We start from the raw sequence: 14225 nt of genomic DNA, 5'->3' as shown, positions 1-14225 counted from the left end.
CAAGCGAGTAGCAGGACGAAAATAAACATGATACAATCGGGTAAGATATACATTCGAGGAAGGACAGTGGTTTTCATGATTATTCGTAATGAACAAGATTTAGAAGGCTTACGAAAAATCGGCCGCATCGTTGCGCTTGCACGTGAAGAAATGAAAAAAGAAGCGAAGCCAGGTATGACAACGAAAGAGCTTGATTTGATCGGTAAAAAAGTATTAGATGAGCATGGTGCTATTTCTGCACCTGAAAAAGAATATGATTTCCCAGGTGTAACTTGTATTAGTGTAAACGAAGAAGTTGCTCACGGTATTCCAGGAGATCGCGTATTAAAAGAAGGCGACTTAGTAAATGTTGACGTATCTGCTGCACTTGATGGTTATTATGCAGATACAGGTATTTCATTTGTACTTGGAGAAGATGAAGCAAAAGAAAAGCTTTGCCAAGCAGCGGTTGATGCATTTTGGGCAGCAATGAAAAAGGTGAAAGCTGGTTCAAAACAAAACCAAATTGGTCGTGCTGTTTCAAACTTTGCACATAAAAATGGATACAATGTGATTCAAAACTTAACTGGTCACGGTATTGGTCTTAGCTTACATGAAGCACCAAACCACATTTTAAGCTACTTTGACCCAATGGATAATGCACTTCTAAAAGACGGTCTTGTTATCGCTGTAGAACCATTCATTTCTATGAAAGCTGATCACATTATTGAACGTGGCGATGACGGTTGGACATTCGTTACACCTGATAAAAGTCTTGTTGCACAATGTGAACATACAGTTGTCGTAACACGCGGCGAGCCGATAATCTTAACAGAAATATAAAAAAGAACCGCTTCTTAGTAGGAAGCGGTTCTTTTTACATACTTTTTTGAAAAGAGGCAATACGGTTGAACTCTTTTTCATTTACGTATATAATTTTTAACGAAGGTTATTGATGATTATCTCTCATAAAAGATGATCAAGGGAGTACCTTCTTTTTTTATTTAATAGCATCGATTAAAGGAATGCGTTCTATTTATTATAAAACGCTATCTTCGCTTTAATCTACGAATTGTATACTCTTTTAGACAGTACATATTTTCTTCATCCTGACCAAATTCAAGCTACATTTTATTACTACCTCAATACGAAAGAATTTTTTACAATGGGATACATTATTTTGGTTAGTATGTATCGTAAAACTCACCTTTATAACAATTCTTTGCACATTGCAAAAATACCGATCAGTATAAAATAGTTTAAGCATTTCACTGCATATTTTTTGTATGTACCTATTTTATAAAGAACTACGTAACAAGTCACATTCTATAAAGGTCTGATATCATTCCTTATCAGTATTTCATTCGTCATTTTTTTGTCGAAATTTGTATATTCACTCCCTATATTATTAAAATATGCAATTTTTTTACGTTACAAAGCATCGAATATGAATACTTTCCCTAAAGAGTATACGTAGTAAAGGAGGCATCACGTAAATCACATTGATCCATGACAAATAATCTCTTCACAAAGCATTTTTATACAATAGAAGGATTCATAAAGGAGGCACAATGAAAAAACTTTTCAATATATGTTTAATTGTATTCGTACTATTTTCACAGCTTGCTAGTTTTCCATACAATCAAGTAAAAGCGGAAACATTAACAGGCAATTCATTATTTGACACTGTTGAAATGAAAGATACAACGAATCATATTATTGACGAAGCACTAAATCCTAAAAACTTAATACAAGTAGGATCAACCATTCACCTAGAATATGCTTGGTCAATAAAAGATCATCAAACAGACTCAGCAGTGCTCGAAATACCTAACGCATTAAAAGTTAAAAATAATCAACAAGGAAATCTGATGGCAGATCAGCAAATTATTGGTCAATATTTTGTTACAGCAAACGATAACAAGATGAAACTAGTATTTAACGATCAAGTAAAAGATTCCAAAGGTGCTAACGGAAAAATCAATTTTGATACAGTATTCAATCCTGATTTAAAACCTGGTGCAAAATCTGTTCAACTCTCATTCCCTCTAGGTACAACAGCTAAGTCTATTTCAGTTCCCGTTCAAGTAGATAGCCCTGCTTTCCCTACTACGAACAAGGACACTGCAGAGCAACCTGTGGATGCACAAAAGAACGGCGACACTCAGCAACCTACGGATGAGCACAAGAACGGCGATGCTCAGCAACCTGTGGATGAGCAAAAAAATGGTGAAGCTCAGCAACCTGCGGATGCACAAAAGAATGGCGATACTCAGCAACCTGCGGATGAGCACAAGAACGGCGAAGCTCAGCAACCTGTGGATGAGCACAAGAATGGTGATGCAGAGCAGCCTACGGAGACTCCTGGTGATAATACAACAGAACAACCTGTTGAGAATCCAGATCCATCACCTAAGCAAATTACAGAAAATATTTTAACGGGTGTCACATTAACGGATAAAGACGGTAAACCATTTAATAATACGGATAATCGTCCAAATCCAAATTCTATTACCCAAATCGATTTTACATGGGAAGTTTTAAAATCACTAAACGTCAAAAATGGTGATTATTTTACTTTCCAACTCCCAGAATACTTTATTGTCCACAATACGATTACACAAGATTTAATAGATGGAAAAGGACATACGATTGGATCGTTCGTTGTTACGCCTGATGGCAAAGTAACGATGACTTTTAACGAATATATTGAAGATCATCCTAATATAGCTGGAAATTTAAACATTCGTACGGAGTTTAATGAAGTAAAAATTACAGGGACTACAGAAAAACAAATCCCATTCCCTATTAAAGAAAAAGACGTTATTATTGAGCTCGATTTTAAACCTAAAGTAAAACAATCTATAGATAAAACAGGTGTACCTGATAGACCAATTAATACGAATCAAATTAATTGGAAAGTAGAAATGAACAAGACGAAAGATAAGCTTACAAATGCCGTCTTTCAAGATGAAATCCCAAAAGGGGCAAGCCTCAACGAAGATTCTATTAAGGTTTATTATTTAGAGGTAGATATTAACGGGAAGACAACTCGTGGAGCAGAAGTTCCTAAGGAAGAATATGAGCTTACTTCATCCTCTGATAAATTAAATATCGCTTTTAAAAATGAAACGAATAAAGCATATGAAATTGAATATGCAACAAAGATTACAGATGAAAGTGTTACTAGTTTCAAAAACAACGCAAAAGTATCCAGCAAGAATCAAAAAGATGTATCTGCAAATGCAACTGTAACTGTTTCACGCGGTACACATCTAGAGAAAACTAGTAAGTACAACCCAAAAACACAAACAATCGAATGGACGATTACTTACAACGGGGACCAAAAAAAGATCAAAAAAGAGGCGGCTCTTTTAAAAGATATTCTAGATAAGGATCATAAAATTGATCGAAGTTCTATTGTTGTAAAAAATGCTTCTTATAATGATAGTGGGCAAATTGTCACTGGTGACGATGCTACAAACTTCACAGTAAAAGAAACGACTGAGGGATTTGATTTACAGTTTACTACTGATATTGATAGTGCCTACGTAATTACTTACACATCAAAAGCCGCGAGTGATGTCATCGCAGATGGAGAAATCGAAAATAAAATTATCGCAGATGGTGGTTCAAGTAAAACAAACAAAGTTACATTACAACAACAAAACATCATAAAGAAACATAATAAAAATGCAGGCGATACAGATTACAATGCCAAAACAACAAAATGGACAATTATTGTCAATAATAACAACTACGTGTTAAACGATGCTGTTATCAAGGATACGTTTGACTTTGGCGGTCTAACGTTACAGGAAAATAGTTTCAAGATTACTGACGGATCAAATGAACTTAAATTAGGGCATGACTACACACTTCATGTAACCGATAAAGGATTCGAAGTGAAACTAACTGGTGATTATAAGTCTAATATGAATAAAACTTTAACTATCACATACACAACAGACTTTAATTACGAAACCCTATCTAAAGTAAAAGAGGATAAGAGTAAAAATAACTCATTCCAAAATACAGCAAATTTATCATGGATAGACATAAATGATAACAAGAAAAATAGTTCCTCCGATGATACGTTTGATCCCGATTACTACACAAAAGGAAACGGATTTAAATACGGTTCTTACAACGCCCAAACGAAAGAAATTAAATGGGACATAGGTTTTAACTATAATAATATGACGATTAAGGACCCTTCTATCGTTGACGTATTAAGAGATAACCAAAAATTAATACCGGAATCTATTGAAGTTAGACATATGAAATTAACTGGTGGTGCAAATGGATTTGAAGTAAGTGATCCTGTTCCATCTAGCGAATATACGATAGAAACTCCAACAAAAGATAATAACAATACATTAACGATTCATTTTAAAAATGAAATTAAAACAGCGTACCATATTAGCTTTAAAACTTCACTTGCAGGTGAACAAATTAATAAACGCTACGATAATTATGCCGATTTAAAAGATGGATCAGAAACCATTGCTAGTATTCATGGTGCATTTAAAATCACAAACGGTGGTAGCGGGGTTATGAAAAAAGCGAAACAAAATGACAAGTACATTGATTGGAGCGTTTCTATTAACCCGAGTCAATCAACTATTGAAAATGCAGTTGTAACAGATGATCCAACAGACAATCAAATTCTTGATGAAAAGTCATTCCACCTATATCCGACAACCGTAGCCGTGGATGGTACTTTAACAAAAGATGCAACAAATGAATTAAAAGAAGGTACAGACTATAAACTCAAAGTAACAACAGACAACGATACAGGGAAGCAACAGTTTAAAGTTGAATTCCTTCATACGATTAATCGAGCATATATTTTAGAATATCGATCACTCATTAATGCAGATCATATGGAAACAGTAAGCAATAAGGCAAATATTACTGGCCACCGTTTAGTATTAGAGGAAACGAAAACTACTGAAAAGGTAGTTGTTAAAGTATCTTCTGGATCTGGAGGTGGTTCTGCTAGTAAAGGACGCGGAAGCCTTCAAATTATAAAGGTTGATGATAAAGATCAAACAGTACCATTAGCTGGAGCAGAATTTACTTTATATGATCAAACAGGTACAACCGCTATTCGACCAATTACAACAGGTGATGATGGTGTCGCTAAGTTTAACAACTTACGACGCGATAAATATATGATTAAAGAAACGAAAGCACCTAAAGGTTATGTAATTAGTAAAGAATTAAGAGAAGGTATACTTGTTGAGCTAGGTTCTGAAGAAATTACAAAATATACCCTTACAAATAAGAAATTTGTTGGGAAAGTAGTACTTACAAAAACTGATGCTCACAGTGGGGAAAAACTTGAACATGCTGTTTTCTCTTTACTGGATGAAAACAAACAAGTCATTCCTAAACATAAAGAATTAACAACAAATGATAAAGGGCAAATTACTGTAGATAATTTAAAACCAGGAACTTACTACTTACAAGAAATAAAAGCTCCTGAGCATTATCAATTAGATGGTCAACTTATTGAAGTTAAAATCGAAGAAGATCAAACAACAGTAATTGAAAAAGAAGCCACAAACAATTTAATTAAAGGGTCGGCTATACTAACAAAAGTTGATAAAAATGGTGAAACTTTAGCGGGGGCCGTATTTAGTGTACGGGACCGAAAAAACAAAATAATCCCTGGCTACGGAAAATTAACGACAAATGCTCAAGGGCAAATCGAGGCAAAAGATTTACGTCCTGGAGATTATCAATTTGTTGAAGAAAAAGCGCCTAAACATTATAACCTAGATAAAACACCGATTAAATTTACAATTGAAAAGAGCCAACAAAAAGCACTTACTGTTACAGCAACGAATCACCTCATTAAAGGTGGCGTAACTTTAACAAAAGTTGATGACATCGATGGTACAGCTCTTAAAGACGCGGTCTTTAAAATTGTTGATGTTAATGACGAAAAGAAAGTTATTCGCGAAAACGTAACAACTGGTGCGGATGGTAAAGTAACTGTTAAAGACTTAGAGCCTGGCACATATAAATTTATTGAAACGAAAGCTCCACAGGATTATACGTTAAACACAGATCCTATTACGTTTACAATTGACAAAAGCCAACAATCTTTAGCTACCGTTACGGCAACAAACAGTTTAAAAACAGGAGAAGTGGAATTATTAAAAGTTGATGAGTTTGGTGAGAAAAAGCCGCTAGAAGGTGCAGTATTCAAACTTGTCGATGCAAATAATAATGAAGTTCCCCCTCACACTAACTTAACTACCGATAAAAAAGGTAAATTTAAAGTTAGTAACTTACGTCCTGGTACGTATAAATTTATTGAAACAGCTGCTCCTGAACATTACGTTTTACGAGCAGAACCTATTGAATTTACAATCGATAGAAGTCAGAAAGAAACTCTACTTGTGAAAGCTGAAAATGCTTTGAAACCAGGAGATGTTGAATTAACGAAAGTTGATGATATCGATGGTACAGCTCTTGCAGGTGCTGTATTTAAAATTGTTGATGCTAATGATGAAAAGAAAGTCATTCGCGAAAATGTGAAAACTGGTGCGGATGGTAAAGCTATCGCTACTGGTTTACGCCCTGGCGATTATAAATTTATCGAAGTAACAGCACCGAAGTATTACGATAAAAATACGCAACCTATCAAGTTCACGATTAAAGAAAGTCAAGGAACTTCACCAATTACCGTTACTGCTAAAAACAGCTTAACAAAAGGCGGTATTGAATTAACAAAAGTGAATGCTGCAGATGAAAAGGAAACACTTGAAGGTGCAGTATTTAAAATTATTAATAGAGATACGAATGAAGTTATTCGTACGGAACTTGTTACGAATAGTAAAGGAATGCTAGTTGTAGACGACTTACGTCCTGGTAACTATAAACTTATCGAAACAAAGGCTCCAACTTATTACGATGTAAATGTAGAACCTATTGAATTTACAATCGAAAAAGGACAACAAAAACTTCTTCCACTTACATTTAAAAATAGTTTAACGAAAGGAAAAGTTAAACTTATTAAAGAAGATGATGTGGAAAGTAGTATCGCCCTTGCCGGTGCGGTGTTCACATTACAAGACGCAACTGGCAAAGAAATTGCGAAAGATTTAAAAACAGATGATTATGGAGTACTAGTTATTCCTGATTTAGCACCAGGAGATTACCAATTTATTGAAACAGCTGCTCCTGAACATTATAAATTAGATCAAACACCAATTAAGTTCACGATTAAAAAAGGTAGCAAGGAAGATCTTCCTATCCCTGTAATTATAAAAAATAGTTTACTTACAGGTGGCGTTACTTTAACTAAAGTGGATGATGTTAATGGCATTACGCTTGAAGGTGCAGAATTTATCATTGTTGATGCTCATGATACTAAAAAGGTCGTTCGTAAAGACTTAACGACCGATGAGCACGGTAAAGTTACCGCTTCTGATTTACGTCCTGGAGACTATCAGTTTGTTGAAGTAAAAGCTCCAAGAGACTATACGTTAAGCAACGATCCTATTCCGTTCACTATCGGAAAAAGTCAACAAGAAAACATTACTGTTACTGCTACTAACAGCTTAAAGAAAGGTGCAGTCACATTAACGAAAATTGATGACATCGATCGTACAATGCTGAAAGGTGCAATCTTTAAAATTGTTGATATGGATGGCATTGAAGTTCGCACAAACCTTGTTACAGACGACAATGGTGACATCTCGGTTTCTGATTTACATCCAGGAAACTATCAATTTATTGAAACAACTGCTCCTGAGCATTATGTATTAGACGAAACACCGATTCCATTTACAATTGAAAGAAGTCAAACGAAAAAAATTACTGTTACAGGTAAAAACACGTTGAAAAAAGGTAGCGTGGAATTAACAAAGATTGATGATATCGATACAAACACTAAACTTGCTAATGCTGTATTTAATTTATTAGATGCAGAAGGAGAGCTAGTTGAAGAAGGTTTAAAAACAAATGATGAAGGGAAAATTGTTGTTGAAAACCTACGTCCTGGTACGTATAAATTTATTGAAACAACTGCTCCTGAACATTACGATTTAAATAAAACACCGATCGAATTTACAATTAAGAAAAGCCAAACTGAAACGCTTCATGTTACGGCCAAAAACGCTCTAACAAAAGGTGCAGTGGAACTTTATAAAGTAGATGACATCGATGGTACTAAACTTGAAGGCGCAGTATTTAAAATTGTTGATATGAAGGGTACTGTAATTCATGAAAGTCTTGTTACAAATGGTAAAGGGAAAATTGAAATTAACGACCTACGTCCTGGTGATTATCAATTCATCGAAACAGAAGCTCCTAAGCATTACGTTTTAGATGAAACACCAATCAATTTCACTATTGAAAAAGGGCAGAAGGAGACTATTTCTTTAACCGCTAAAAATAGTTTAAAACAAGGTAGTATCGAATTAATTAAAGTGGATGATTTAAACGATCAAACAAAACTTGCCGATGCCGTGTTTAATTTACTAGATCAAAACGGTACTGTAATTAAACCAGATTTAAAAACGAACGGTGAAGGAAAAATTATTGTTGAAAACTTACGTCCTGGTACGTATCAATTTGTCGAAACAGCGGCTCCGAAACATTATGATTTAGACAAAAAGCCAATGGTAGTTACAGTTGAAAAAAGCCAGAAAAATATTGCTACTGTTACTATGAAAAATAGTTTAACAAAAGGCGGCGTGGAACTTATTAAAGCGGACGACGTCGATGGTACTACTCTTGAAGGCGCAGTATTTAACATTGTTGATATGAAGGGTACTGTAATTCGCGAGAATCTTACTACAAATTCACAAGGTAAAATTAGTGTTTCTAACTTACGTCCTGGTGACTATCAATTCGTCGAGACGAAAGCTCCGAAACACTACAATTTAAATAAAGAACCGATTCCTTTCACTATTGAAAAAGGACAAGCCGAACCGATTTCTGTTACTGCTAAAAATAGTTTAACAAAAGGTATGGTAGAGCTTTCTAAAGTGGATGACGTCGATGGAACTGCCCTTAAAGGCGCAGTATTTAACATCATTGATTTAAGTAATGGTAAAGATCTTCACATTAATCTTACGACAGATGCAGATGGAAAAATCTCTGTTCCAGATTTACGTCCAGGAGACTATCAGTTTGTTGAAACGAAAGCTCCTGAACACTACAAATTAGACAGTACACCGCTTAAATTTACAATTAAGAAAAGCCAAGCAGAGAAACTACAAGTCACTGCTACTAACAGCTTAATTGAAGGTGCTGTGGAATTAATTAAAATAGATGATATAAATCCAGATACAAAACTTTCTGATGCAGTATTTAACATCATTGATGCGAAAGGTAAAGTTGTTCGCACGAATTTAACTACTGATAAAGACGGGAAAGTTTCTGCTTCTAATTTACGACCTGGAGATTATCAATTCGTTGAAACGAAAGCTCCTAAAGACTATGATTTAAATAAAACACCGATTCCTTTCACTATCGAGAAAAGCCAACCAACTCACGTTTCTGTTACTGCTAAAAATGGCTTAACTAAAGGTGGCGTGGAATTAACGAAAGTTGACTCTCTAGATGCAAAAGAAACGCTGGAAGGTGCGGTATTTAAAATTACTGATATAAACGGTAACGATATTCGTACGAATTTAGTTACCAATAAAGATGGAAAAATCATCGCTAAAGACTTACAACCTGGAGACTATCAATTTATTGAAACGAAAGCTCCAAAACATTATGACTTAAATGAAGATCCTATTAAGTTCACAATTGAAAGAAGTCAAACAAAACATGTCTTCGTTACTGCTACTAACAGCTTAACGAAAGGTAGTGTGGAGTTAATTAAAGTGGATGATGTTGAAGAAAACACAACACTTGAGGGTGCGGTATTTAAAATCGTTAATAAGGATGGACACGATGTCCGTACTGATTTAACGACTGATAAAAACGGCCGTTTAGTTGTGGATGAATTACCACCAGGAGACTATGAGTTTATCGAAACAAAAGCTCCTACTCATTATGACTTAAACGAAACACCTATTAAGTTCACAGTTAAAAAAGGGCAAGAAAAAATCGCTTCCGTTACCGCTACAAATAGCTTAACGAAGGGCGCTGTCGAATTAACTAAAGTCGACGACGTTGACAACTCTACTCTTGAAGGAGCTATCTTTAAAATTGTTGATATGAACGGCAACGATGTTCGTTCTGATTTAACTACTGATAAAGGTGGAAAAATCTCTGTTTCTGATTTACGTCCTGGGGACTATCAGTTTATTGAAACGAAGGCTCCTACTCATTACGACTTAAATCAAAATCCTATCAAGTTTACCGTTGAAAAGAGTCAAACAGCTAAAGCTTCTGTTACCGCTACAAATAGCTTAACGAAAGGCGCTGTTGAATTAATTAAAGTCGATGACGTTGACAACTCTACTCTTGAAGGAGCTATCTTTAAGATCGTTGATATGAACGGCAACGACGTTCGTTCTGATTTAACTACTGATAAAGATGGAAAAATTTCTATTTCTGATTTACGTCCGGGAGACTATCAATTCGTTGAAACGAAGGCTCCTACTCATTACGACTTAAATCAAAATCCTATCAAGTTTACTGTTGAAAAGAGTCAAACGGCTAAAGCTTCTGTTACTGCTACAAATAGCTTAACGAAAGGCGCTGTTGAATTAATTAAAGTCGATGACGTTGACAACTCTACTCTTGAAGGAGCTATCTTTAAAATCGTTGATATGAACGGCAACAACGTTCGTTCTGATTTAACTACTGATAAAGATGGAAAAATTTCTATTTCTGATTTACGTCCGGGAGACTATCAATTCGTTGAAACGAAGGCTCCTAACCATTACGACCTAAATCAAAATCCTATCAAGTTTACTGTTGAAAAGAGTCAAACGGCTAAAGCTTCTGTTACTGCTACAAATAGCTTAACGAAAGGCGCTATTGAATTAACTAAAGTCGACGACGTTGACAACTCTACTCTTGAAGGAGCTATCTTTAAAATCGTTGATATGAACGGCAATGATGTTCGTTCTGATTTAACTACTGATAAAGATGGAAAAATCTCTGTTTCTGATTTACGTCCGGGAGACTATCAGTTTATTGAAACGAAGGCTCCTACTGGATACGATTTAAGCGCTAAACCAATTCCTTTCACAATTGCGAAAGGACAATCTCAAGTTACTTCTGTTACAGCCTTAAATAGTTTAACAACAGGTTCAGTGGAGTTAACTAAAGTTGATATCGATCACCATGGAACACTTGAAGGTGCCATTTTCAATATTTTAGATCCAGACGGAAAAGTAATACGAGAAGGTTTACAAACAGACGGGCATGGTAAATTAATCGTAAATGATTTGAAACCTGGTAATTATCAATTAGTGGAAACAAAGGCTCCTACAGGCTATCAATTAGATGCATCACCAATAAACTTTACAATTGAAAAAGCTCAAGCCGCACCACTACAAGTTACAGTTTCAAATAAAAAAATCGACTCTTCATCAGGTGGAGATGATAAACCAATTACTCCTCCTAATAAAGAAGAAGAAACAGGAAAAGAAACTTCTGAAGAACTAGAAAAAGGAAATCCTGAAACACATGGTAAAGGAACTTCTGAAGAACTAGAAAAAGGAAACCCTGAAACACAGATAAACAAACAGCAAGATGGCCGAAATACGGGTAAAGAACTTCCAAATACAGGTCACAAAAATGATCCTACTCAAACAGTAGGCATCATACTTATACTAGCTGGATTGTTAAGTATTTTAGCTACAAAACGAAAAAAATATTATTAATAGTTTTTCACACCCAATCAAGTAAACATTTGATTGGGTGTTTTTTTATGCAAAAAAAACGATACATAGAGTATCGTCCTTTTAACGGGGTGAGGCTGTCCAAAAGTACGGAAAACCTTTGAACAGCCTCGTATTTTCATATGGATGCCTTACATATATCACTGATAATAAGTATGAAATGCGGAAACATATTTATCATCACATGATTCAAACATGAGAAAAGAAACCCTATAGGATTCTTTTCTCTACATAATCTAAAGTTTGGGTACACTAGATTCATGCAATGTAGGAGCTTTCCAAGCAGAAAGCGAACCTTCATTTAAAATGATAGCATACATATCTCCATCAAAAATATGCAAATATGCATATAGCATTTTTTTATTTCTCAATGTCAGAATATTGAAAAATAATGAAAATAAAGGTAAAATGAAGTCGTTATCCGTCTTCTTTTGTCAGTCAGAGAGAATAGAAGAATAGGAGAGGAAAAAATGAAAAAATCTTTGAAACAAAAGATAGTAAGCTCTTTGCTTGCCGTATCACTCGCTGTTAGCTTAGCTCCAATCGGACAAGCCAAAGCTGATTCCACGTCAGAAATCACACAGACTTCACCTATCACAAAACAAGTTGATGCAAGCCGCGCCATCGAACATATTCGTTTCTTATCCGAAACAATTGGTCCTCGCCCTGGTGGGACAAAATCAGAAGAATGGGCTTCTCGCTACGTTGGTATGCAACTTAAATCAATGGGCTATGAAGTAGAATATCAACCATTTCAAGTGCCTGATCAATACGTTGGATTTATTGAATCACCATTATCCACAAAGCGTAATTGGCAAGCTGGTGCTGCCCCTAACGCACTAATTTCTACAGAAGCTGTTACAGCTCCTCTTATCTTTGTTCAAGGTGGGACAAAATTAGAGGATATCCCAAATGAAGTAAACGGGAAAATTGTTCTATTTGAAAGAGGAACAACAGTTGCAGACTATAATAAACAAGTTGAAAATGCTGTTAGCAAAGGAGCAAAAGGTGTCCTTTTATACAGTTTAATTGGCGGACGCGGAAATTATGGACAAACCTTCAATCCCCGCCTAACGAAAAAGCAGTCTATCCCTGTCTTTGGTCTTGCTTATGCGCAAGGAAATGCATTCAAAGAAGAAATCGCTAAAAAAGGGACCACTCTTCTTTCTCTAAAAGCGAGACATGAATCTAATTTAACATCCTTAAACGTCATCGCTAAAAAGAAACCAAAAAATAGTACAGGTAATGAAAAAGCTGTCGTTGTAAGTTCGCACTATGATAGCGTAGTTGGAGCACCTGGAGCAAACGATAATGCTTCTGGTACAGGATTAGTATTAGAGTTAGCTCGTTCTTTTCAAAATGTAGAAACTGATAAAGAAATTCGTTTTATTGCTTTTGGTTCTGAGGAAACTGGCTTACTTGGCTCCGATTATTACGTTAATAGTCTACCCCAAAAAGAACGCGATCGAATTTTAGGCGTCTTTAACGCAGACATGGTTGCAACAAATTACGATAAAGCAAAGAATTTATATGCTATGACGCCTAACGGTTCTCCAAACCTTGTAACAGACGCAGCCTTACAAGCAGGTAAACAATTAAATAATGACCTCGTACTGCAAGGAAAATTTGGCTCTAGTGATCACGTACCGTTTGCTGAAGTTGGTATTCCTGCCGCTCTATTTATTTGGATGGGTGTTGATAGTTGGAATCCATTAATCTATCATATCGAAAAGGTATATCACACACCTCAAGATAACGTATTTGAGAATATTTCACCTGAACGTATGAGAATGGCATTAGAGGTTATTGGGACTGGTGTTTATAATACCCTTCAAAAACCTATTACTCAAACTGAACAGAAAGCTGCTTAATTATTTAAAAGACCACTGATTTTTATCAGTGGTCTTTTATTGAGAAAATACATATATGCATAAAAGCATATTTCCACCAACTCATTATCATATACAATATTAATTGTAACAAAAATGATTACAACTAATAAGGAGGATTTTTCTACTATGAAAAAAATGATTTTAGCCGGTGCGTTAACTTTAGCAGGAATTACTGGTGCTACCGCGTTTATTCCCGAAACAAAGATCGCTGCTGCCACTCAAGAACAAAGCTTTACAAAATTTTATTCTTTGCAAACTGGAAGTAGTTCTGAACAAGAACCTGTTTTCCTTCAAAAGGGACAAGAGTTAACAATTCAACCTAATAGCAAAACTCCTAGTTACAGTGTCTATGATTCAAATCATAACCTTATCGGGCGTTATTCTGATGGTTACGGCAGAATTTTCACTGCAAAAACAGATGGAAATATGTATGTTCAATTTCATACACCTTTCGTTTACTATAGTCCTGTTAGCTTTTCCGTTACGTATACAATCCAATAAAATAAAGGGCCTTTCTCAAGGCCCT

The 14225-nt window shown here is 35.4% G+C and carries 4 protein-coding genes; all 4 read left to right on the top strand.

Annotation, left to right across the window (positions count from 1 at the left end):
- The first annotated feature begins 27 nt into the window (after positions 1–27).
- The 4 genes from map (at position 28) to FS742_RS21125 (ending at position 14200) form a co-directional block, all read left to right on the top strand.
- Positions 28–822, top strand: a complete 795-nt coding sequence (gene map, locus FS742_RS21140) for a type I methionyl aminopeptidase (protein ID WP_002096176.1) — start codon at positions 28–30, stop codon at positions 820–822.
- 728 nt (positions 823–1550) lie between these two features.
- Positions 1551–11789: a SpaA isopeptide-forming pilin-related protein gene (locus FS742_RS21135; RefSeq protein WP_144614887.1), complete on the top strand. Its 10239-nt coding sequence runs from the start codon at positions 1551–1553 to the stop codon at positions 11787–11789.
- 488 nt (positions 11790–12277) lie between these two features.
- Entirely contained in the window at positions 12278–13678 is a 1401-nt protein-coding gene (locus tag FS742_RS21130) for a M28 family metallopeptidase (protein WP_144614885.1), read from the top strand.
- A gap of 147 nt (positions 13679–13825) precedes the next feature.
- Positions 13826–14200 carry a hypothetical protein gene (locus FS742_RS21125; protein WP_144614883.1) on the top strand — a complete coding sequence of 125 codons (375 nt, stop codon included), beginning with the start codon at positions 13826–13828 and terminating at the stop codon, positions 14198–14200.
- Positions 14201–14225 lie beyond the last annotated feature (25 nt).

It is taken from the genome of Bacillus cereus (assembly GCF_007678085.1).
In the GTDB taxonomy this organism is placed as follows: domain Bacteria; phylum Bacillota; class Bacilli; order Bacillales; family Bacillaceae_G; genus Bacillus_A; species Bacillus_A cereus_BE.
Note: the sequence above shows the minus strand (reverse complement) of the source record. Positions and strands in the feature narration are given on the sequence as shown.

Excerpts from the sequence above, each read along its gene's own strand:
- map (WP_002096176.1), top strand. The coding sequence starts at position 28 with ATGATACAATCGGGTAAGATATACATTCGAGGAAGGACAGTGGTTTTC.
- FS742_RS21125 (WP_144614883.1), top strand. The coding sequence starts at position 13,826 with ATGAAAAAAATGATTTTAGCCGGTGCGTTAACTTTAGCAGGAATTACT.
- FS742_RS21135 (WP_144614887.1), top strand. The coding sequence starts at position 1,551 with ATGAAAAAACTTTTCAATATATGTTTAATTGTATTCGTACTATTTTCA.
- FS742_RS21130 (WP_144614885.1), top strand. The coding sequence starts at position 12,278 with ATGAAAAAATCTTTGAAACAAAAGATAGTAAGCTCTTTGCTTGCCGTA.